This window comes from Claveliimonas bilis (genome assembly GCF_030296775.1).
Taxonomy (GTDB): domain Bacteria; phylum Bacillota; class Clostridia; order Lachnospirales; family Lachnospiraceae; genus Claveliimonas; species Claveliimonas bilis.
Genome location: NZ_AP027742.1, coordinates 1,129,543 through 1,151,069, shown reverse-complemented (window position 1 = coordinate 1,151,069; position 21,527 = coordinate 1,129,543). Strand labels below are relative to the sequence as shown.

The 21,527-nt window shown below is 45.8% G+C and carries 19 protein-coding genes; 4 read left to right on the top strand and 15 right to left on the bottom strand.

Annotated elements, in window-relative coordinates:
• Positions 1–144: 144 nt before the first annotated feature.
• Genes R2J37_RS05525 through R2J37_RS05515 form a run of 3 tightly spaced genes read left to right on the top strand, consistent with a single transcriptional unit; the run spans position 145 to position 2,383 of the window.
• Positions 145–900 (top strand): ABC transporter ATP-binding protein, encoded by a 756-nt coding sequence (locus R2J37_RS05525; protein WP_316266507.1) that lies wholly within the window; start codon positions 145–147, stop codon positions 898–900.
• Positions 897–1,616: an ABC transporter permease gene (locus R2J37_RS05520; RefSeq protein ID WP_316266506.1), complete on the top strand. Its 720-nt coding sequence runs from the start codon at positions 897–899 to the stop codon at positions 1,614–1,616. The genes R2J37_RS05525 and R2J37_RS05520 overlap by 4 nt, the downstream gene beginning before the upstream one ends.
• Entirely contained in the window at positions 1,613–2,383 is a 771-nt protein-coding gene (locus R2J37_RS05515) for an ABC transporter permease (protein WP_316266504.1), read from the top strand. Before R2J37_RS05520 ends, R2J37_RS05515 begins: the two co-directional genes overlap by 4 nt.
• On the opposite strand, the gene R2J37_RS05510 is transcribed toward R2J37_RS05515, so the two are convergent.
• The 3 genes from R2J37_RS05510 to R2J37_RS05500 all read right to left on the bottom strand — a co-directional run bounded on the left by R2J37_RS05510 (position 2,380) and on the right by R2J37_RS05500 (position 8,540).
• Positions 2,380–6,918 (bottom strand): PolC-type DNA polymerase III, encoded by a 4,539-nt coding sequence (locus tag R2J37_RS05510; RefSeq protein WP_316266502.1) that lies wholly within the window; start codon positions 6,916–6,918, stop codon positions 2,380–2,382. The two genes, R2J37_RS05515 and R2J37_RS05510, sit on opposite strands and share 4 nt — an antisense overlap.
• Entirely contained in the window at positions 6,911–7,966 is a 1,056-nt protein-coding gene (ispG, locus tag R2J37_RS05505; protein ID WP_230107533.1) for a flavodoxin-dependent (E)-4-hydroxy-3-methylbut-2-enyl-diphosphate synthase, read from the bottom strand. Before ispG ends, R2J37_RS05510 begins: the two co-directional genes overlap by 8 nt.
• Before the next feature lie 112 nt (positions 7,967–8,078).
• Positions 8,079–8,540 carry a hypothetical protein gene (locus R2J37_RS05500; RefSeq protein WP_230106721.1) on the bottom strand — a complete coding sequence of 154 codons (462 nt, stop codon included), beginning with the start codon at positions 8,538–8,540 and terminating at the stop codon, positions 8,079–8,081.
• 230 nt (positions 8,541–8,770) lie between these two features.
• On the opposite strand from R2J37_RS05500, the gene R2J37_RS05495 reads away from it, so the two are divergent.
• Complete coding sequence (locus R2J37_RS05495) at positions 8,771–9,124, top strand: helix-turn-helix domain-containing protein (RefSeq protein ID WP_256193124.1); 354 nt, start codon at positions 8,771–8,773, stop codon at positions 9,122–9,124.
• Here R2J37_RS05495 and R2J37_RS05490 read toward each other — a convergent pair.
• From R2J37_RS05490 to R2J37_RS05435, 12 genes are all read right to left on the bottom strand, one after another.
• On the bottom strand, positions 9,121–9,873 hold the full coding sequence (locus tag R2J37_RS05490; RefSeq protein WP_230106723.1) for a type 1 glutamine amidotransferase: 753 nt from the start codon (positions 9,871–9,873) through the stop codon (positions 9,121–9,123). The two genes, R2J37_RS05495 and R2J37_RS05490, sit on opposite strands and share 4 nt — an antisense overlap.
• On the bottom strand, positions 9,873–11,213 hold the full coding sequence (locus tag R2J37_RS05485) for a Mur ligase family protein (protein ID WP_230106724.1): 1,341 nt from the start codon (positions 11,211–11,213) through the stop codon (positions 9,873–9,875). Before R2J37_RS05485 ends, R2J37_RS05490 begins: the two co-directional genes overlap by 1 nt.
• Positions 11,214–11,630: 417 nt before the next feature.
• A complete protein-coding gene (locus R2J37_RS05480; RefSeq protein WP_316266498.1) occupies positions 11,631–13,943 on the bottom strand; it encodes a xanthine dehydrogenase family protein molybdopterin-binding subunit in 2,313 nt (770 codons plus the stop codon).
• Positions 13,943–14,428, bottom strand: a complete 486-nt coding sequence (locus R2J37_RS05475) for a (2Fe-2S)-binding protein (RefSeq protein ID WP_316266497.1) — start codon at positions 14,426–14,428, stop codon at positions 13,943–13,945. The genes R2J37_RS05480 and R2J37_RS05475 overlap by 1 nt, the downstream gene beginning before the upstream one ends.
• A gap of 75 nt (positions 14,429–14,503) precedes the next feature.
• A complete protein-coding gene (locus R2J37_RS05470) occupies positions 14,504–15,283 on the bottom strand; it encodes an FAD binding domain-containing protein (protein ID WP_316266495.1) in 780 nt (259 codons plus the stop codon).
• Positions 15,284–15,439: 156 nt separating this feature from the next.
• Positions 15,440–15,913, bottom strand: coding sequence for a low molecular weight protein-tyrosine-phosphatase (locus R2J37_RS05465; RefSeq protein ID WP_316266493.1), 474 nt, complete (start codon positions 15,911–15,913; stop codon positions 15,440–15,442).
• A 160-nt stretch (positions 15,914–16,073) separates the two neighbouring features.
• Positions 16,074–17,315: a site-specific integrase gene (locus tag R2J37_RS05460; protein ID WP_316266491.1), complete on the bottom strand. Its 1,242-nt coding sequence runs from the start codon at positions 17,313–17,315 to the stop codon at positions 16,074–16,076.
• A gap of 106 nt (positions 17,316–17,421) precedes the next feature.
• Positions 17,422–17,652, bottom strand: coding sequence for an excisionase (locus R2J37_RS05455; protein ID WP_316266489.1), 231 nt, complete (start codon positions 17,650–17,652; stop codon positions 17,422–17,424).
• A gap of 6 nt (positions 17,653–17,658) precedes the next feature.
• Positions 17,659–17,868: an LLM class flavin-dependent oxidoreductase gene (locus R2J37_RS05450; RefSeq protein WP_316266487.1), complete on the bottom strand. Its 210-nt coding sequence runs from the start codon at positions 17,866–17,868 to the stop codon at positions 17,659–17,661.
• 223 nt (positions 17,869–18,091) lie between these two features.
• Positions 18,092–19,435, bottom strand: a complete 1,344-nt coding sequence (locus R2J37_RS05445) for a virulence-associated E family protein (protein ID WP_316266999.1) — start codon at positions 19,433–19,435, stop codon at positions 18,092–18,094.
• Between the two features lies 1 nt (position 19,436).
• Positions 19,437–20,054 (bottom strand): CHC2 zinc finger domain-containing protein, encoded by a 618-nt coding sequence (locus tag R2J37_RS05440; RefSeq protein WP_316266486.1) that lies wholly within the window; start codon positions 20,052–20,054, stop codon positions 19,437–19,439.
• A gap of 59 nt (positions 20,055–20,113) precedes the next feature.
• The gene (locus tag R2J37_RS05435; protein WP_316266484.1) at positions 20,114–21,334 is read right to left on the bottom strand and encodes a plasmid recombination protein; all 1,221 of its coding nucleotides are present in this window, start codon (positions 21,332–21,334) and stop codon (positions 20,114–20,116) included.
• Positions 21,335–21,527 lie beyond the last annotated feature (193 nt).

Here is a 21,527-nt window from a genome sequence, read left to right as displayed (position 1 = left end):
TGTTTTTCTTTCCCAATTATATACCATATCCGGCACGATTGCGAAGAGATGCGGCAAATGTAAGGTAAATGTAAGGCAGGGGAAATGATGCTGTAAGGATGGAGCCCTATACTCAGATTATCAAAAGAAAAGGAGGCATCATATATGAATATCATTGAAACACACAATCTCACAAAGACATACGGAAGTTTCACAGCGGTTCACCACCTGAACCTCCATATAAAGAAGGGAACTGTCTACGGTTTTCTTGGCCCTAACGGCGCTGGAAAGTCCACAACTATGAAAATGTTTCTCGGCCTTACCCGTCCTACAGCCGGAGGATTTCTGATCAATGGGCTGCAGTATCCAAAAGACCGGATGACAATTCTCAAAAATGTGGGATCGTTGATCGAGGAACCTGCCTTTTACGGGAATTTAAGCGGCCGGGAAAATCTGGAAATTATCCGGCGGATCCTGAAGCTTCCAAAAAATTCCGTGGACGACGCCCTGGAGCTTACCGGCCTGACCCAGTTTTCCAACCGTCCGGCAAAAAAATATTCCCTGGGCATGAAGCAGCGCCTCGGTCTTGCCGGCGCCCTCTTGGGAAGACCGCCCCTTCTCATTCTGGATGAACCTACCAACGGTCTGGATCCGGTAGGCATCCACGAGATCCGCTCTCTGATCCGTTCCCTTCCGGAGAAACTGGGCTGTACCGTACTGGTATCATCCCACCTTCTTCCGGAAATCGAACTGATGGCAGATGATGTGGGGATCCTGAACCGGGGCAGACTGCTGTTTGAAGGAAGTATGGAAAAATTAAGAGAGGAAGCTGCGATGAAGGGATTCCCTTCTGACAATCTGGAAGAAACTTTTCTCGCTCTCGTCGATGAGGACAACAGGAAACGGAGGCATATGCAATGAAACTTTCCATCGAACTTAAAAAATTAAAATCCACCGGATTGATTTTGGCCATCCTGACCGGAGGTATGGCAGCGGCGCTGCTCCCTGTTCTGAACACCTGGTTTCGCACGGAGCTTTTTACCTCTTTGCCTGATTCTCCCCTTGTCGTTCTTCTGGATGCCAACAGCCAGATGATGATCATGCTCAATCTGATCTTAATGATCTGCGGTTCCTGTATCCTGTACCACACGGAATATTCCGAACATGCCCTGCGCAAAATGCTTTCCCTGCCTATAACGCCGGAAAGTCTTTACCTGCAAAAAGCCGTGATTCTGATTCTTGGTCTTCTCTTTCTGCTGATCCTGGAGAGCAGCGCCCTTGTTTTCTGCACGGCACACTGGTTCACCATCACAGAGGATTTTTGGATATTACTTTTAAAAAATGCACTCTACAGCGCGTTTCTTTCTCTCCCCAGTATCCTGCTCATGCTGCTGATCGCTTCTGCCTGCCAGAATATGTGGGTGTCCCTGGGAACCGGCGTCATTTTCCTTTCTCTGGCATCCTCCCTGACAGAAGGGCCATTTCTTCTCAGACTCTGTCCCTTCATCACACCCTTTCAGACACTGGTTCAGACAGAAGGAGAAGCTCTTTCCTACATCGGCGGCGCTGCTGCCGAAATCCTCATCCTGGGGATAACCGCTGTTATTTTTACTCGTAGAAGGAGGTACACCATATGAATATTCTTTCCCTTACCACAATGGAATTTTATAAGATCAAACGTTCTAAAATCCTGCTGCTTCTGACGGTTCCTCTCATCATTTTGTGGCTTCCCAATGTGATAAACGCGCACATGAGTGCAGAACCTGTCATGGAAGGAATTTCTCCGGCAAATAATTTTCTCATCCAGAGTTTTATGGGATACGTATGGTTCATTCTGCCAGCCAGCATTATTGTATGTACAGTCATGCTGCAGCAAATGGAACGGACAAATCGGGGAATCCTCAAAATGCTGGCTCTCCCCCTTCATCCGTCCGCCCTTTCCTTATCCAAATTCAGTGTGCTGTTGTCTCTTACCGCACTGCAGTGTGCCCTTATGACAGGGTGTTACCTTCTCTGTTCCCGGATCGCCTCCGTATACACCGGCGCCGACCTGACCAGTCCCTTAAGGACAGCTCTTCCACTTGCAGTTTCCGTATTTTTGTCCGCTCTTCCTATGACGGCTCTGTACTGGATGCTGGCCGTAATCCTCAAGACTCCCGTCTTTTCTATGGTCCTGGGGCTTGCCACCATGGTTCCCAGCGTCCTTTTCATCAACACAAAAGTATGGTTTCTGTACCCGACCTGCTATCCTTTTTACGTAATTACGCAAAAATATGGGCAGCTGGCCGGTGATACCGCGCAAAAGATTGACCTTCTGCCATGGATACCGGCTGCTGCCTCTATTTTCATTCTGTGTCTCTTACTCTCCTGTCTCTTTTTCGGACATGGCGAAAAGAAACACTAAAAGTCAAAGAGTGATAACTGGTTGCTCTCCGGTATATCCCCGAAAAGTCCCAGATCGTTCATCAGATCGATCACTGTTTTACTTACCTTGGTTCTCTGCCGGAAATCATCCCGGCTTAAATACGGTCCCTGCTCGGAAGCAGCTTCCACTGCTTCTGCCGCCTTATCTCCCATTCCTTCAATGCTGGAGAGAGGCGGCATCAGTTTGCCGTCCACGATCTGAAAACGGGACGCCTTAGCCTTGTAAATATCAATTGGCACGAACTCAAATCCTCTCGCGTACATTTCCTGTACAATGCGCATATCTTTCAGGGTATCCTGCTCTTTTTTGCTCAGGGAATCCTTCCGTCTCATGTAGTCGTTGATATAGAAATTCAGCTGCTCCTTTCCCTGGCACATTAACTCATAGGAAAAGGCGTCTGCACGGATACCGAAATACGCCGCATAATATGCCAGCGGATAATTGATCTTGCAGTAAGCGATACGGTATGCCATCATAACATAGGCCGCCGCGTGAGCCTTGGGGAACATATACTTGATCTGTTCACAGGACCAGATATACCAGTCGGGAACGCCGTGCTCCGTCATATCCTTTTTAAAATCCGGCCATTCCTTACATTTTCCTTTGGCCACCGCCCCTTTACGCACTCTCTCCATGATCGTAAAGGATTCCTCACTGTCCATCCCTTTGTTGATCAGGTACGTCATAATGTCATCACGGGTACAGATCGCCGTAGAAATCGTAGCCTTGCCGCTTAAGATCAGATCCTGGGCGTTATTCAGCCATACGTCCGTCCCGTGGGACAGACCGGAAATACGGATCAGATCTGACAATGTCTGGGGTTTGGTGTCCACCACCATCTGAATAACGAAATCCGTACCGAACTCCGGTATTCCAAGACATCCTACCGGGCAGCCCCCAATATCTGACGGCTTAATGCCAAGAACCTCTGTCCCCTGGAACAGGCTCATTACTCCCGGATCGTCCAGAGGGATCTTCGTAGCGTCAAAACGGTTGTCCGTCTCATTGTATTCATTTTCCATAGCCGGGGAACTGATAAATTCCTCCAGCGTCTTGATCATAGTCGGATCATCGTGTCCCAGAATATCCAGTTTCAAAAGGTTGTGGTCAATGGAGTGGTAATCAAAGTGAGTGGTTACGATATCTGTCCCCATATCGTTGGCCGGATGCTGGACCGGAGTAAAGGAGTTGATATTCTCCCCCAAAGGAAGGACTATAATTCCTCCCGGATGCTGTCCGGTACTTCTCCGGATTCCGGTACATCCCTGAACGATACGATCAATCTCGCAGATCCGCTTTCTTGCCCCTCTCTCTTCAAAATAATTCTTTACAAAACCGAAGGCGGTTTTATCCGCCAGGGTTCCGATGGTTCCTGCACGGTATGTCTGCCCGTCTCCGAAAATAACCTCCGTGTACTTATGCGCATTGCTCTGGTAGTCGCCGGAGAAGTTAAGGTCGATATCCGGCTCTTTATTTCCCTTAAATCCGAGAAATGTCTCAAAGGGGATATCAAATCCGTCCTTCTTAAGCATTTCGCCGCACACCGGACATTTCTTATCCGGCATGTCCATCCCGCAGCCGCCGGCATATTTCCGCACTTCTTCTGAATCAAAGTCGCTGTAGTGACAATGGCTGCAGTAGTAGTGGGGACTTAACGGGTTTACCTCTGTGATTCCGGCCATGGTGGCTACAAAAGAAGAGCCGACCGATCCACGGGAACCTACCAGATAACCGTCTTCCACCGACTTCCATACCAGCTTCTGAGCAATAATATACATCACGGCAAACCCATTGGAAATAATGGAATTAAGCTCTCTCTCCAACCGTTCCGTTACTACTTCCGGCAAGTCCTCACCGTACATTTCGTGGGCCTTGTTGTAACAGATATCTCTTAACATCTGATCGGAGTTTGGGATGACCGGCGGACATTTATCCGGACGCACAGGCGATATCTTCTCCACCCAGTCAGCGATCATATTGGGATTGTCAATGACAACTTCTCTCGCCTTGGCAGAACCAAGATATTCAAATTCTTCCAGCATTTCATCGGTCGTCCGGAGGTAAAGCGGCGCCTGGTCATCAGCGTCGGAGAATCCTTTTCCGGCCATGATGATCCTCCGGTAAACCTCATTTTCCGGATCCAGAAAATGCACGTCGCAGGTGGCAACCACCGGCTTATTGAACTTCTCACCCAGGCGTATGATCTGACGGTTGATCTCCTTAAGATCCTCCTTGGACTGTACTTTGCTGATCTTCTCGCTGTCGATCATAAAGGCATTGTTTCCAAGCGGCTGGATTTCCAGATAATCATAGTAATTTACAATCCCTGCGATCCGCTCCTCTGATTTATCATCTAAAATAGCCTGATAGAGTTCTCCCGCTTCACAGGCGCTTCCCAGGATCAGACCTTCCCGGTATTTGGAAAATTCACTCTTGGGAATCCGGGGATGCCGCGCAAAGTATTCCAGATGAGATTTGGAGATCAGTGTATAAAGGTTTGTCCGTCCAATGTCGTTTCTTGCAAGAATGATGGCATGATAAGAGGGCAGCTTCTTCACGGCATCTGCATTGTTGGCGCCGAATTCGTTCAGGGCTTTTAAAGTATGGATCCCTCTTTCCTCCAGCATTTCCACAAATTTTACAAATATTTCCGCTGTAGCTCCTGCATCGTCCACTGCCCGGTGATGATTTTCCAGAGAAATATTCAGGGCCTTTGCCACAATATTCAGTTTGAACCGGGCCAGAGTCGGCAGAAGGATCCGGGCCATCGCCACCGTATCCACAGAAGTGAAATCCGGCTGGATTCCCTGACAGCGGCAGTTCTCCTCAATAAAACTGACATCAAAAGATGCGTTATGAGCTACCAAAGCTGCGTCCCCCACAAAGGCGAGGAACGCCGGCAAAGCCTCTTCAATCCCCGGTGCATCAATAACCATGGCATCAGTGATACTGGTAAGCTGAGTGATCCTGAAGGGAATCGGCACTCTGGGGTTTACAAAGGTACTGAATCTGTCTGTAATTTTCCCTTTTTCCACTTTCACTGCACCGATCTCTATAATTTTGTCTGAAACAGGGCTGAACCCTGTTGTTTCAATATCGAATACTACATACGTATCCTTTACATTCTGTCCTTTTTCATGGACAGCCACATCGGTCAGATCGTCCACAAGATAGGCCTCTACTCCGTAAATAACCTTAAAAGGGTCATCCTTATCCAAAGTCTCTATGTAATGGTTTGCGTCAGGGAATCCCTGGACAACTCCATGGTCGGTGATAGCAATTGCCTTATGCCCCCAGTCGTGGGCGCGCTTCACGATATCCTTCACCTCGGACACTCCGTCCATATCGCTCATCTTCGTATGACAGTGGAGCTCCACACGCTTCTCCGGCGCTGTATCTTTCTTGGATACAGTAAAATCCGGAATCTTGCGTATGCCGGTCACAGAGCCGATGGTAAGCTCCCCGTCAAATTTATCAATAGTAGTGACACCCTTGATCTTCAGAAAAGCCCCCGGTTTTATCTCTCCCAGCATATCCGGCAGCTGTTCGTTGCGCACAAACATTTTTACCATAATAGTATCTGTAAAATCTGTCACTGCATACATAAGGATAGTCTTTTCATTGCGGATTTCCCGTGTGTCAAAGCTGATGACTTTTCCCCGAATGGTAATCTCGCCCATCTCGCCGACCACGTTCTCCAGCTCAATGGCCTCATCGTCAAACTCCCGTCCGTATATGATATTCGGGTCGTCTGATTTCCGGAAGGAAGAAAACTCCCGTTTGGGAAAGCCGCCGCCTTTTTGGAAACCTCCGCTTTTGCGTGGGTTCTCCTGTCCCGCCTTGCTCCGCGGCTCCTTGGATTTTGCCTGTTCTTCCTTCTTTTCTTCCTTTTCTTCCCCGGCTTTTTGCTGCCTAAGAAGCCGCTCTTTTCGAAGGGACTGATTTTTCTCTACAATAGCCTCCACTTCTTTTTGAAGTTTCAGCTCATTGTATTTCAGCTTGCTTTCCTTGGGCTTTTCATATATCACGCGCACTTCAACCGGTACGTGAAAACGGTCGTTGAATACCGTCTGAAGAAGCTGGACGACTGAATCTTTTTTGCCTTCAGCAATGACTGTATCTTCCATTTTCAGGCAAAGGATATTTCCGTTTTCAAAAGAGTAGGTGGAACTTTGCAGCATATTTTTTTCCACCACGCTTTTTCTCTCCGCCTCCAGAAGCAGACTGTCAAAATATTCCCGCATCAGATTTTCCGGAGTATACTGCGCAGACAACTCATACTGTTCTCTTACTTCAATGCGGATCTTTGTTCGGGCAAAGAGCTGCTCTTTTATCATCGTCTCCACTTCATAGATCCGTTTTTTCTGTATAAGGTGACGGCTGAAAATGTAGACACGTATAAAATCCCGCGTGGAATTGGAGGCGACTTTTGTCACCTCCACTCCTTCAAACATCATTCTGATCTCTTCATTTACTTTTAAAGTAGGAAATACTTCAAAAAACGTTTTAGTCATTCCAGTGCATAAGCTCCCATCTAAGTGTGTCTAAAAGTTCCTCTTCTTTTACTTTTTTCACAACCTGACCTTTTTTGATCAGAAGGCCCTCACCGATTCCTCCCGCAATACCGATGTCTGCTTCCCTGGCCTCTCCGGGCCCGTTTACCACACAGCCCATAACAGCCACCTTCAGATCCAGAGGAATATCTGCCACCATATTTTCCACCTGATTGGCAAGTCCGATCAGATCGATCTTGGTTCTTCCGCATGTGGGGCAGGATACAACTTCTATTCCTCCCTTTCGCAGGCCCAGCGTGCGAAGGATCAGCTTCGCGCTTTTGATCTCTTCTGCCGGGTCTCCGGTAAGAGATACGCGAATGGTATCCCCGATCCCCTGGTTGAGAATAATGCCAAGACCAACTGCAGACTTAATATTTCCGGAGAGTAACGTCCCTGACTCGGTAATTCCCACATGAAGAGGATACGGACATACCTTCGCAATTTCCTCATGGGCTTTTACGCACATCAGAACATCGGAAGATTTGATACTGACTACCAGATTGTCATAACCCATCTCCTCGATCATATGTACCTTGTCCATGGCGCTCTCCACGATCCCCTCTGCCGTAACTCCTCCGTACTTTTCTACAAGAGGTTTCTCCAAAGAACCGCTGTTTACTCCCACACGGATGGGAATCTGAAATTCCTTCGCCTTGTCAATCACTGCCTGCACCCTGTCTTTAGAACCAATATTTCCCGGATTGATCCGAATCTTATCCGCCCCGTTTTCAATGGCTGCAATGGCCAGGCGATAATCAAAATGAATATCCGCCACCAGAGGAATATGAATCTGTCTCTTGATCTCTTTAAGTGCCTGTGCAGCCTCCATCGTCGGAACTGCACAGCGGATGATCTCACATCCGGCCTTTTCCAGACGATGTATCTGATCCACCGTACTTTTCACATCTTCTGTCTTTGTATTTGTCATGGACTGAATGGCAACTTTGTTTCCGCCGCCGATCCAGACGTCTCCGATTCTGATCTGTTTTGTCTCGTTCCTTGTCATAACATTTTCCTTCTTTCCTTTCATCTGGCCCTTTGCCACTAAAAGCCCTCCTGCCTTCCCGTAAGACATATGCTCCGGTATGACATAAAGGGCTTTTCTTTATACACCTGCTCTACTGTTTCTCGAATATCATCTGTTCTCCATACTCTCTCTCTGTCAGTGTAAGCTGCTGCTGATCTACACTGTAAGAAAAGGTAGTCGTCAGATTTGTCAAAGCATTCTGAAGGTTTTCTTCCGTATATGTTCCTCCGGATGCCTCTGCCGCCCGGGTAAGTTCCTCTGCATCTGCCCTGATAGCAATTGTCTTTTCTTCTTTGTCAATGGAACATCCCAATTCTACCTGTACATTGCCGGCCTCTCCAACCTCCGGAATATTTGCCGTCAGGGAATCTTTTCCATTTATCTCAAGAACCAGATCATTATCTTCACTTTTCCATGTCCCCTCCAGAGGATTGGAAGTAAACATACGTACCAGGAAGAAAATTGCGATCAGAATAATCACAATAGAGCTGACTGTCATCACAATTCTCCATAATCTGCTTCTTTCCGCTTCATTATTGTTTGCTATTAACATATTTCCTCAGTCCTCTCAGATTTCATTTTTTAATGAAACCCCTTTCTTAAAATTATATTTTGTTTTCTCTCCCCTGTCAACGGGATATCCTTTCACTGGTTTAGACACCTCATTTTTCTATTTTCTCTTTTCGCGTCATTTGTGCAACATTTTGTTGAATATTGCCACCTTTCTCCAACTGGAAAATCGAAACTGGTAAAATATGGTATCACTACAAAGGAGGATACGGTATGTCATTTGCAACCAGACTAAAAACACTACGCGCCGAACACCATATGACTCAGAAGGAACTGGCATCACGCATGAACCTTGCCCGAACCACGATCACAGGATACGAAACGAAAAACCGCCAGCCTTCTCACGAAAAGCTGGCAGACATGGCTTCCATTTTCGGTGTAACTGTGGACTATCTCCTGGAAGATACCGATAATCCCCTTTTATCTTCTTCTGTACTGCAGACACAGCATGAGCGTCTCCTGGATGACAAAGTCATGAAGCTGTATCGTCAGCTTTCCCTTCATTCTAAGGAGGAAACTCTGCGTTATCTTCAGCTTCTCGAACTCTGGGAAAAGAACCAGGATTAGCTGTCCGCGTCTGCTTTCTTTACAAATCTGTCGTAAATATATTGATTGGCCGAAATTTCCTGACTGTCATCCAGGGGAATCAAACTGTCATCTCCATACTTGCGTTCCAGGGCCCGTGCGATCAGGTAATCACTTACCTGCGGGTTTTTCGGAAGCAACGGTCCGTGCAGATAGGTGCCGATCACATTTTTATATACAACTCCTTCATATCCGCTTTTTCCGTCGTTTCCCGACCCATACAGCACTTTCCCAAAAGGCTTGTTTCCATTAATATACGTTCTTCCCCCATGGTTCTCAAATCCCACCACTGGCAAGTCAAAAAGGTCGCTTTTCAGCACAATGTTGTCGATCAGTCTGCCCTCTTCCTGCTCTGTATATAAGTCTACCAGATCGAGGCCTTCTATTATACCATCTTCCGTGCGGTAATATTTTCCAAGAAGCTGGTAGCCTCCGCACACAGCAATTACCACGCCGCCGTCTTCTACATAGTCTTTAAAATCTTTCTGAATAGATTTCAGCTTCTGGCATACGATCATCTGCTCTCTGTCAGACCCTCCTCCCAAAAGCACAATATCCAGTTTTGTAAAATCAATTTCATCGTTTAACTCAAACTCTATTGTTTCCGCCTCGATACCGCGCCATTTACAGCGCTGCATCAGGCAGGCGATATTTCCTCTGTCCCCGTAGAGGTTCAGAAGATCCGGATACAGATGTCCGATGGTGATTTTTCTTTGTTCATTCCCTTCCATTACTTCTGTCCCTCCAATTTCTTAAGCACATTTCTTGTACTGAAAAGCGCTGTATAATTTACCAGTACATAAAGGTTGCCGCACCCGTTTTCCACCCGTTCCAGAATGGCCTTTTCCACATCCTCTTCCAGCATGGACGGAATATCCACATACTTCAGGCGAAGGCGCATATCCTGGCAGCGGATGCCGCTCACGGTGATGGAACCTACTGCCGTCTTTTTAAACCGGTCAAAATCCACATCCCACAGCCAGGACACATCAATACCGTCCTGGGCATTGTCATTGATGACAATGATCAGATCTTTCAAAGACTCGTCCTGCATCACCGCAGAAATATTCTGATTAAAACCAGCCGGATTCTTGGCAAGGTTAAGCACAACCTTGGTATCTTTGATCTGGAACTGCTCCATACGGCCGTTCTCCGGATTAAAATGCTCCAGCATCGACTGGAAGTGAGCAAGGTCAAGTCCGGCTGTCCGCCCGGCTGCATAGGCCGCAAGAATATTGTATATGTTGTAAAATCCCCGGTAATTGGCAGTCAGATTCCTTCCTTCCACCTGGAAAGAAAGGGCGTTTCTGATCTCAATACCAGAAGCTGTATAGTCAATATCCGGTCTTTTGAAATCACACTGGCTGCACTTATAAATTCCAAGCTGGCTGTAATGATAAAACTCGTACTCCAAGGCAGCTCCGCATTTCTTGCAGAACCGTCCTTCCCGGATTTCATTGGAATCGCTGTCGTCCAGTACTTTTTCATTGATTCCGTAAGTAATGTACTCATTTCCCGCATCCATGGCAAGGAAAGCCGAAAGGGCGTCATCCCCGTTTACGATCAGCTTCATCTTCGGCGCGCTTTGCATCACTTCTTTTAAAAGATTCATGGTAATATCAATCTCGCCGTACCGGTCCAGCTGATCCCGGAACAGATTGGTAAGCACCATGTAGTCCGGTTTGAAGTGCGGAAATACTCTTCGGGTGGATGCTTCATCGACCTCTATACAAGCATAATCTGCATCCAGCCTGCCTGTAAGACCGGATGCCAGCACAAATGCAGCTGCCACTCCATTGAGCATATTGGAGCCGGTATGATTGCACACAACCTTATTTCCTTCTGCTTCCAGCGCTGCGCAGAGCATATTGTTGGTCGTCGTTTTTCCATTTGTTCCGCACACGACAAAAATATCTTTCCTCACCTGGGATGCCAGATCCTCCAGAATCTGCGGATATATCTTCAGTGCAATTTTCCCGGCCCAGGTCACTCCCTGTCGGTGAAAAATATGGACACTTAACTTTTCTGCTGTCTTTGCAGCCCATATGGCCGCTATTTTTCTTAAGCCCATTGATCTTATTCCTTTTCCTATTGTCTGCGGCATCGGCGCCGCTTTTCTTTATTTCCTGTACTATTTTACCTGCTGCCTGTCCACAAGTCAACCTTGCCATTTTTTGTTACAAAACAGCCTTGTTATATTATTCACAATTTTTTCCGGTTTTTCTGTGAAAACTTTGTGACCTATTGATATTTACTATTTTCTGCTGACATGATATGATACATGCAGAAAGAAGATAGATATATTTTTAACAATCGCTTCTTTCTACATATTCTTCACAGCGTCCCAGGTACGCAGTATTCTCACAGCGGTCATGTCCGATAAAACTGCTGTGCAAGAATCAAAACCTTTTTTCATACAATAGAATCCTTTAAAACGGAAAACAGCTTCAGGTTTCGCCGCCTGAAGCTATTTTCTTGTTATTGAGCTCTATTGTTCTTTTTCAAGAATCCCCATCAGTATTTTCTCCGGTGTGATCGGAAGTTCACGATGCCAGATGCCAGTTGCATTAAAGACTGCATGAGCAATTGCAGGAGCCGGGGTGTTAATAACAACCTCTCCAATTGATTTTGCTCCGAATGGTCCTGTCTCTTCATAGCTGCTTTCAAATTCAACATGGAGCCGTCCCACATCCAAACGGCTTGGAATCTTATACTGCATAAGAGAATCTTCTAATATTTTTCCGTTTTTATTATAAGTAATATCTTCATAGAGCGCCATTCCGATCCCCTGGGCCAGACCGCCTTCTGTCTGCACTCTGGTAAGGTTCGGATTGACAGGAGTTCCACAGTCCACAACAGCTGTATAGTCAAGGATCTCCACTGCTCCTGTCTCCTTGTCAATCTCCAGCTCTGCCATACCTACCATGACAGGCGGAGGAGAAACAGGCGAAGAATGAGTAACCGTCACCTGAACCGCTTCCCGGTTACCGCTCATGGATTTCGTAGCAACCTGTCCAAGGGAAACGCTTGCGGAACCGTCTGCCATTCTTACATGGTCTGCCTCAAACACGACATCTTCCACAGCGCACTCCATTAAATCCGCTGCAATATGACAGATCTTTTCTTTTAATTCCTTGCAGGCTTTCTCTACTGCTTTTCCCGTTACATACATTGTACTGGATGCATAAGAACCGGAATCATAGGGAGAAGAATCTGTGTCAGCGCCATAAACAATAATATTGTCCAGGCTGCATTCCAGACATTCTGCTGCCACCTGTGCCAATGTAGTGTCACATCCCGTTCCCATATCCGCCGCTCCAATGGAAAGGATGTAAAAGCCTTCATCGTTGAGCTTGATCGTAGCAGAACCTACATCCACACCGGAAATTCCAGAGCCCTGCATTGACATGGCAACGCCTTTCGCACGGATTTTTCCATTGCCGGCATCCCAGGAAAGAGGCTTCTCATCCCAGTGGGTAATCTCTTTTGCTCTTGCCATGCAGCGGTCCAGTGCACAGGCTGTCATTTTTTCATTGTAATAGGCCATGGCTGTCTGACCTTCTCTTACCATGTTCTTCTCACGGATTGCCACCGGATCCATATGAAGCTTATCCGCCAGCTCATTGACGATACTTTCCACTGCAAAGATTCCCTGAGTCGCTCCATAGCCCCGGTATGCTCCCGCTGCCTGCACATTGGTGTAGACAACGTCATAGCAGAAACGGTAAGCTTCCATATTACTATTGTAAAGCGGAATGGATTTATGTCCGCTAAGTCCTACTGTCGTCGGCCCGTGTTCGCCATATGCCCCTGTGTTGGAAAGGGTATAGACGTCCAAAGCCCGGATCGTTCCGTCATTCATCGCTCCGATCCGCACCTTAACTTCCATCTCATGGCGCGGCGAACCGGCGATCTGACTCTCCTGCCTTGTGTAGATCAGTTTAGCAGGCTTACCTGTCTTCCATGTGACAAAAGCAGGAAATACTTCTGTTACACAGGACTGCTTCGCCCCGAAACCTCCTCCGATCCGTGGTTTAGACACACGGATTTTGGATTTTGGAATATCAAGGGCGTTTGCCAGAATACGGCGCACATGGAAAATAATCTGCGTGGAGCTGGTTACATGAAGCCGTCCATAGGGATCCATGCAGGTATAAGTGCGGAACGTTTCCATCATAGCCTGACTGTCGGCTTTCGTGTGATATTTATGCTCCAGAACCACATCGCACTCATCCATTACCTTATCCACATCCCCGTGTCCATCCTTTGCTGAAGCGCAAAGGTTGCGGGTGTTATCTGCCCCCACCGGACACAGAGCTTTCCAGTTATCCTCCGGATGCACAAGCACTTTATTGTCTTTTGCCGTACGGAAATCCAATACCGGCTCCAGTACTTTATATTTTACTTTGATCAGGCGCAGGGCCTTGTCCACTGCTTTCTCATCTTGACCAGCTACAATTGCAGCCGCATCTCCCACAAAGCGCATTCTCTGATCCAGGATCAGCCTGTCATAGGGGCTTGGCTCCGGATAGGTCTGTCCGGCCATTGTAAATCTCTTATTGGGCACATCTTTGTAAGTATAGATCACCTCAATTCCCGGAACCTTCATGGCAATATCCGTATTAATTTCCTCAATAAGGGCATGAGCATAGGGACTGTGCAGTATCTTTACTACAAGGCAGTCTCTGGGAGTAATGTCGTCGGTATAAACCGGCTGACCTGTCACAAGAGCCATAGCGTCTTTCTTTCGCACCGGCTTATTTACATAGCGGCAATTCATTCCTGGCACTTTATCCGGCATTATGCTTCCCCTCCCTTCTCCTGACTTGCATTTTGCTTCTTATATTCAATATAGGCGCGGATTCCCCGAAGCTGTCCCTCATATCCGGAACATCTGCAAAGATTCCCTGCCAGATATTCTTTGATCTCCTCGTCTGTCGGATCCGGGTTCTCCCGGAACATGGCAATTCCATTCATCATAAATCCCGGATTGCAGAAGCCGCACTGTTCCGCCCCCTGATCCGCAATATAAGCGCCAAATCCTTTGGCCTCCTCCTGAAGTCCTTCCAAAGTAGTCACCTTATGTCCGTCTGCTCTGGCAGCTAAAAGGCTGCATGATAAAATCGGCTTATCATCCAGAAAAACCGTGCACAGACCGCAGTTGGATGTCTCACAGCCCCGTTTCACACTGTAGCATCCCTGCTCCCTCAAAAAATCAATCAGCAGCATATCAGCGGAAATTTCCGCATTCACCTCTTTTTCATTTATCCATAATTGAATCTGCATTCTTTCATCCTCACATCAAATTACTGGTTTACCTTGCCTGGCGAGTCAGTCCTGCCATATAGAAAATAAACTTTCTTACAGAGCAAGAAGCGCACGTTTTGCCAGCACACCTGCAATCAGCTTTCTGTACTGCGCACTTCCCCTAAGATTTGTCCCTGTCTCCACAGTCTCGGAAACATAGCTTCCGAACTTTTCGGCGCTCTCTTTATTGATCCCCTGGGAGAGGATTCCCTTTTCATCTCTTAAGCAGACTGCCTTCATAGGCCGCGCGCCGATCACACAGCGAATCTCATCTTCTATCTGGGATACACAACAGGTCAGCACCGGAAAATCTGTTTTTGTATTTCTCTGTGAAAGGTACACTGCTTTGACCGGCTTTTTCGGGATCACGATCCCGGTCAGAATATCCCTGTCGTAAGGAAGAGCGGCAAATTCTTCCACAGAAATCCGTCCCCGCTTATACAGCTCCACCTGTGCATCAAGGGCCATCATCACCGTCAGCACATCGGAAAATCCGTACCGTCCGAAAATACTGCCGCCTACAGTCGCCATATTTCGGAACTGCACGCCCACGATGTGCTTCACGCTCTCCTGCAGCGCATTCCCTGTCCAGGCATTTAAGCCCGCATGCTGCTCCAGCTGACGGAGCGTTGCCATCGCCCCAATACGGTACTCCTTTTCATCCTCTTCTATCGTATCTAATCCCAGACCAGACAGATCAATGGCGGTTCCCACATTTTTCCTCTGCATCTTCAGCCACAGCATACCGCCGAGAACCACATTGCTTTTCTTCTGGTTCAGCTCATACGCTTCCTCCAGGCTGGACGCCTTTACATACTGCTTGATCGTTAACACACCTTTTCTCCTTTGCTTTTTTCTTTTTATTTGTTTTTCTTTTTCTCTGCAACAGAAAAGCACACCCCGGGGACCTTTCATTTTCAATCCGCGGCATGCGTCTTTTGCTGTACAAAAATTATTCTGTCATTTATTTAGATGATTTATTAGTTTGAATTATACCATAGCTTCCCGCTTCTCTTCCACAAGTTTTTTCAGCAATCCCCTGCATCCCTTCACTACATCCTCATATGTCCGGTCAAAATTCCCGGTATACCAAGGATCCGCAATATCATCGGAACTTTGAGCAAATTCCAGAAGTTTATGCACCTTATGGTCCGGATCCTTTCCGATGATCCTCATAATATTACGGATATTCCAGTCATCCATCCCGATAAGATAGTCATAATTTTGATAATCTTTCTTTGTCATCTGCACAGAGTATTTCCCTGTTGTTTCAATGCCATGCTGCCTTAATTTCTCCCGTGTTCCCCGGTGAACCGGATTTCCCAGCTCTTCCCGGCTGGTAGCCGCCGAGGCAATGTGGAAATGATCTCCCAGCCCCTGCTTTTGTACCATGTCCCGGAATATAAATTCGGCCATGGGAGATCGGCAGATGTTGCCGTGGCAGATGAAAAGTACTTTAATCATATATTTAAAACTCCTTGAAAATGCTGATTTTCCTTGATTTTACGCCACTTTTCGGCATTTCTACGACAGAGGCTTAACAACCGTAACTTGGTATAACTACGCTTATTTTGGCTTGTTTTTGCCATCATTTGTCGTAAATTCTGTCGTAAATTCAAAAGATTTACGACACGCACCTTTTGCGGTGCGTTGTCGATTTCTTAGAAGCTATACCTACTACTTTCTGCATTTCTTCCTCTGCATCATCATAGTTCAGATGCGTATAGGTGTTCAGCGTTACGCTGATGTCACTATGACCCATAATATATTGAAGCGTCTTCGGATTCATTCCGGACTTCGCCATATTGGAACAGAAAGTGTGTCTGCAAACATGAGGAGTTACTTTCGGCATCTGGCTTCTGTAAATCTTGTTGTACTTCTCACGGATATGCTGAAAATATTTCTCCCAGTGAAGCGCCACCATCGGTCTGCCATTCTTGTCCAGATACAAAAATCCGCTGTACCCATCTACCATAGGCTCAACCTTTGGATTTTTTCTGTTGGCAAGGATACGCTGAAAGGCTTCCTTCACTTCCGGTGTCATCGGCACCATACGTTCGCCACTCTCTGTCTTGGTATCTTCAATGATATATTTCATATCTCTGGTTCTCTGAAGCTGATGATCCACGATGATTCTGTTGTTCTCAAAATCAAGGTTTTTCTTCGTCAGCCCAACAAACTCTGAGATACGAAGTCCTGTCTTGAACAGGATATAGATACCGTCATAGTACTTGCAGAAATGCTTGTCGTTCTTCACAAACTCCAAGAAATCTCTTTCCTGCTGTCGTGTGATAGCTTCTCTTGTGACGCTATCATTTACGACAACGGTGTTCAGCTGAAATTCAAATGGATTCTTTACCAGCAAATCATCATCCACCGCCATCTGAAAGGCAGGTCTTACCACACCACGGATTGTGTGAATAGAACTGTAACCTCGCCCATCAATCTGCTGCATCTTAATCAGCCATTCTTTGGCATCGGACACCTTAATCTTATCAATGCGCTTCTGCCCAAAGGCTTCTTTCTTAATCACATTGACCACAAAGTTATAATTTGACCTTGTGTTGTGACGGACACCGGTTTTCTGTGAAATATATTTTTCTACCAGTTCAAGAACTGAAAAATTACCGCCATCCGGTGTGATATTGCTGTTTAAATCCTTTTGAATCTGCTTAATCTTTTCTCGCAGGGAAATATCATCACGTTTTCCTGCAGGAACTCGGTCAGTCGGTGTCAGCTTCCAACTGTACACCGTCTTTCTCTTGCCCCATGCATCCTGATACTTGTATTCATATTTCCCGTCTTTGCGCTGGCTCTCTCCATTAAATAACTTGCGACCTTTATTGTCTCGTCTTACTTCTGACATTCAGTTTCTCCTTTCTATCAACCTAACTGTCATAGAAAAGAGCCAAGCTATGATATACCTATAATATCACAAACTTGGCTCCGAATCTATCGTGTATTTGCCGTTTTTATATGGCAGATAATTTTTCATCTACATATTGTTCAAACACTCTGCGCTTGATCTGAGGTCTTGACCCATTCCACAGAATGAACTCTGCATCTGGATTCTCGTCAATCAGCTTTCGCAGCTTTTTATCTCCGATGTGAAAATATTTTGCCGCTTTCTGTACACTCAAAGTGTATTTTCTCCAGACAGGAATATCATACTTATCTACATTCTGATTCTGTTCTTTCACCATAGGCACTTACCCCCTCTTTTTCCAAACAATCTCGTAACCCAGCACATCTGCCAGCTCCACGGCTTCCTTATATCGCAGCGTTTCTCGATGGAGCTTCCCTGACAGATTGGAAATGCTCCTGCTCCATCCATACTGCTGTTCCAATTTTTTTAACACATCCTGCATGGTCACTCCCTCGCACACAAGATGTGATCTCACTTCATTTCGCACGTTCATTTTCACTTACCTCCGTAAAAAGAGCCTTGCAAGGAGAAATGACAACAAAGTTCGACAACCGACCTTAACAAACTGTCAAATCTCAACACAAAGCTCTGCTATTCTAATTCTATTCTTTTTATAATTATAGGTTGTTTTGGTTGTCAGATTAGAAAACTCCTTGGAAAATAAAGATTTTTCCAGACAACCAAATCGACAACCCGATGACATTTTAACTGACAATTTACCCCATATTTACAAAAGGCAGCTCCATCTGTTTGGCTTCTTCCTCCGTCAGTTCCACAAAACCATCCAAAGGATTCGTTCCAGTTGCCACAGGCTTGTTGTCACGCTCCCAGCCTTTCTGCCTGCCATATCCGGCAAAATGTCTTGGATTTGTGAACTGTTTCCATCCCACAATGGAGTTATTCATAATATCGTTGATTTCACGGATTTCCCATTGCTTCGGCCCATCAAAGGGATGATTCAAGGCTTCTTTATAAAGCATCTTGGAACAGACCATATTTCCTTTGTAGCTATCCAAGAATCCCTGAATCATGCCCGCTTTCGTATCTTCCGGCATGAATTGCTTCTGAAATTCTTTCAGATACTGTTCCATTTCTTTGGAAAGGGAAAGCTTATACTTTTTGCTTCGGTAAATTACCATTGCTTCTGCCCACATCTGTTCGATATAGGCTCTGGATGCCTTTTCATCTGCCATGATGTGTACCTCTGACTTCTCCGGATAAACCATAATAGGAAGAAATCTTCGGTTTCCGGTACGGTCAAGTGGCAGAAAATCCAATGTGTTGGAAGTGCCGCCAAACACACACTGGCGAAGCCTGTCATCCGGCTGTTTATCATAAGGTATCTTATAGGTTTCCTTCTGACGGCTGAGGAACGATTTTATATCCTCAATGCTTTTTGCATTGGCTGTGGCAATCATCTCCGACATCTCCACAATCCAATGCCCCTGCATCTTTCTGAACACATTATCATCATCCAGCTTTTTCAAATCATCCGTGAACCATTCGTCCTTTATTGCAAGAAATCGAAAAAACGTAGACTTGCCGGCACCTTGACCGCCCACAAGACAGAGCATCATTTCAAATTTGCATCCAGGCTGAAATGCTCGGTGAATGGCTCCCAGCATAAACAGCTGCATTGCTGCACAAGTGTATTCATTCTTCTCGACTCCAAGGAAGTGAGGCAGTGCATTTTCAATGCGTTTTACGCCATCCCATACCAGACTTTTCAACTTTTCTTGAATCGGATGGTATTTATTTTTGTCTGCAATGATTGAAATTGCCTTTGTTATTTTTGTTTCAACACTCAGCCCATACGTTTCTTCCAGATAAAGCATCAAATAATTCACATCCGTTTCATTCATCACCGGACTTCGCTTATGCCACCATAACGGCTTCACAATATCCGTTTTTTCCGTGAACAGATTGTAGCGGATGCTTTGGTGCAGTACCTCATCCAGACGAAATACCGTAAGACAGTTTTTGATGCTGTTCTTCACACCGCCATTCTCTGTTCGGTCTAAGCGTTCCCTAACCTCGGAAGGACTACACGGCTTTTCCATATCACTGGCTGTTTCCAATACCTGTTTTTGCTTCTCGACAGATAAATTCTGAAATTCGCTGTTCAAGTGATGCCACCTCCTTCCCATATTCCATCACAAGCAATGCTTTTTCCTCTATTTCTCCAAACACCAGAATATCCAAGAGATATTCCAGATGCGATTTTTTCTGTAAGGCTTCCACAAACAGCGGGTGCCATATTTCATCTTCCATGTTGGGAGCATAATCTTTTTCCCGCTTTTTCAGAAGATGATAGTAGTCTGACAGAACTTTAAAGCAACGCTGCTCGGCTTCTGCATAGATCTGCACATCTGATTTTTTGCATACCGCTTTCTTTGGTTTTGTTTTTACAGGCTTACTGTCATAAGAAATTCCAAAGTCTGAAGCTGTCTTTTGTGCCGCTTTCAGACTTGAGATACCATAAAGCCTTGATACAAAATCAATCACATCGCCATCAGCTCCGCACCCGAAACAATGAAAACGCTTGTCCACTTTCATGCTGGGAGTTCTGTCATTGTGAAAGGGACAAGATGCCATGTTATTTCTACGGATTCTTAATCCGTACATTTCCGCAGCCTGTCTGGTTGTGACAGATTGCTTAACTGCATCAAATACATTCATGGCTAAGTCCTCTCATAGAAAAAGCACCTGACATTTCTGATAAAAATGACAAGTGCCTGTTAGCGTTCCATATTCTTTTGTTTGATCTTCTTATCCGAATCACCATCCTTTTTCACAAGTTCTTTATTACGCTGCAACTTCGCAAGTAACGATTCTTTTGCTTTTTCCTTTACCACAGCCTTGTTCTTTTCTTTGACTGTCGGAAGCTTCAATGCAGTCAAAACTTTATTCAGAAGCTTGTCCGCCGTTTTCTTCATTTTGTTTTGCAGGGCATCCAGGGATTTACTGATAGCCGATTTTTTATCAGCCGGAACAGTACTTTCTTCTGTGATCCACTTCTGATAATTCGCTACAGTCTCCAAATCTTGTTTCTGTGTTTCTGCAAAAACCGTTTCCACAATTACCTCACAGGCTTTCTCATAGGCAGTATCCGCAATTTCTTCCACCAAAGATTCTGCATCCTCCAGTTTCATTGTGATTTCTGAAAGTGCCTGTTCCTTTTCTGCTATGACCTGCTTTTGCTTTTCGATGATATAATCATTTTTCTCCAGATAAGCTTTTCCACCGTAGATTGGCTCACGATCCAGATGCAAACCATAACGCTCGCAAATTTCAAATAACAATTCTCTGCACATGGCATCGAATGTCTGCTTGCGATTATTGTGTCTGCCCTTCGGCTTAGTCGGATTGGGAAGCGGTATTCCCAGTTCCTCCAATGCCTTTTCCTGTTGGGGACAAAGCTCGCCATATTGATTTTCACAATCAAATACATGACGTTCCTGAATGTGGGGAGTACCCTCATCCAAGTGCAATGCCCAGTTCAGAATGTGAACATGAGTGCCAAACCTGCTTTCCATTTCTCCAAAGAAATCATTTGCAATCTGCAACAGAATTTCCGGTGATACGGATTCTTCTACTGTGCCAATCTGATAAATGGTTTCTTCTGGACAGGTCTTTTTATTTTTCAGCAAGTCCTCCACGGTTCTGTTCCTCTCCGGATGTCTGTTCTTTATATTTCTCTCATTTTGAAAGAAAATGAAATCGCCATATTGGGCGGTGTAATACATCTGCTCAACTTTTTCAAAAGAAAAATCCTGTTCGGCATCTGCATTACGATTATCGGAAGTTGTGATTCCACGATAACAGTCCCAATAAATATTTCTTTTCGCTCGTTCCGCATCAATGTGTTCACTGTTTTCCAAATCAAACCTACGGTCATTATGCTTCGGATTGTAAGCACCATTTTTACCGGAACGACCATTGTGTCGTGTCAACCTCAAAGGCTTTTCCTCCATTTCTTTTTGAGTGTTGTCAAGGAAATCGAAGCAGCTCTGCTGCTGTCCTGCTTCATTTATGCGCAGGTAATACCCAGTACTAAGTGGCGAAACGCCACTGACTGGGCAAGGCTGCCGCCCTTGACCCGCACAGGGATACTGCATTCCCTGTACCCTTGCACAAAGAGCTGCGCCCTCT

What these genes read in the sequence shown, in the direction of transcription:
- R2J37_RS05465 (WP_316266493.1), bottom strand. Translation starts at nt 15,913, where the DNA reads ATGATTAAAGTACTTTTCATCTGCCACGGCAACATCTGCCGATCTCCC.
- R2J37_RS05480 (WP_316266498.1), bottom strand. Translation starts at nt 13,943, where the DNA reads ATGCCGGATAAAGTGCCAGGAATGAATTGCCGCTATGTAAATAAGCCG.
- R2J37_RS05520 (WP_316266506.1), top strand. Translation starts at nt 897, where the DNA reads ATGAAACTTTCCATCGAACTTAAAAAATTAAAATCCACCGGATTGATT.
- R2J37_RS05460 (WP_316266491.1), bottom strand. Translation starts at nt 17,315, where the DNA reads ATGTCAGAAGTAAGACGAGACAATAAAGGTCGCAAGTTATTTAATGGA.
- R2J37_RS05490 (WP_230106723.1), bottom strand. Translation starts at nt 9,873, where the DNA reads ATGGAAGGGAATGAACAAAGAAAAATCACCATCGGACATCTGTATCCG.
- R2J37_RS05485 (WP_230106724.1), bottom strand. Translation starts at nt 11,213, where the DNA reads ATGGGCTTAAGAAAAATAGCGGCCATATGGGCTGCAAAGACAGCAGAA.
- R2J37_RS05515 (WP_316266504.1), top strand. Translation starts at nt 1,613, where the DNA reads ATGAATATTCTTTCCCTTACCACAATGGAATTTTATAAGATCAAACGT.
- R2J37_RS05440 (WP_316266486.1), bottom strand. Translation starts at nt 20,054, where the DNA reads ATGAATGTATTTGATGCAGTTAAGCAATCTGTCACAACCAGACAGGCT.
- R2J37_RS05510 (WP_316266502.1), bottom strand. Translation starts at nt 6,918, where the DNA reads ATGACTAAAACGTTTTTTGAAGTATTTCCTACTTTAAAAGTAAATGAA.
- R2J37_RS05495 (WP_256193124.1), top strand. Translation starts at nt 8,771, where the DNA reads ATGTCATTTGCAACCAGACTAAAAACACTACGCGCCGAACACCATATG.
- R2J37_RS05450 (WP_316266487.1), bottom strand. Translation starts at nt 17,868, where the DNA reads ATGAACGTGCGAAATGAAGTGAGATCACATCTTGTGTGCGAGGGAGTG.
- R2J37_RS05525 (WP_316266507.1), top strand. Translation starts at nt 145, where the DNA reads ATGAATATCATTGAAACACACAATCTCACAAAGACATACGGAAGTTTC.
- R2J37_RS05475 (WP_316266497.1), bottom strand. Translation starts at nt 14,428, where the DNA reads ATGCAGATTCAATTATGGATAAATGAAAAAGAGGTGAATGCGGAAATT.
- R2J37_RS05500 (WP_230106721.1), bottom strand. Translation starts at nt 8,540, where the DNA reads ATGTTAATAGCAAACAATAATGAAGCGGAAAGAAGCAGATTATGGAGA.
- R2J37_RS05445 (WP_316266999.1), bottom strand. Translation starts at nt 19,435, where the DNA reads ATGGAAAAGCCGTGTAGTCCTTCCGAGGTTAGGGAACGCTTAGACCGA.
- R2J37_RS05455 (WP_316266489.1), bottom strand. Translation starts at nt 17,652, where the DNA reads ATGGTGAAAGAACAGAATCAGAATGTAGATAAGTATGATATTCCTGTC.
- ispG (WP_230107533.1), bottom strand. Translation starts at nt 7,966, where the DNA reads ATGACAAGGAACGAGACAAAACAGATCAGAATCGGAGACGTCTGGATC.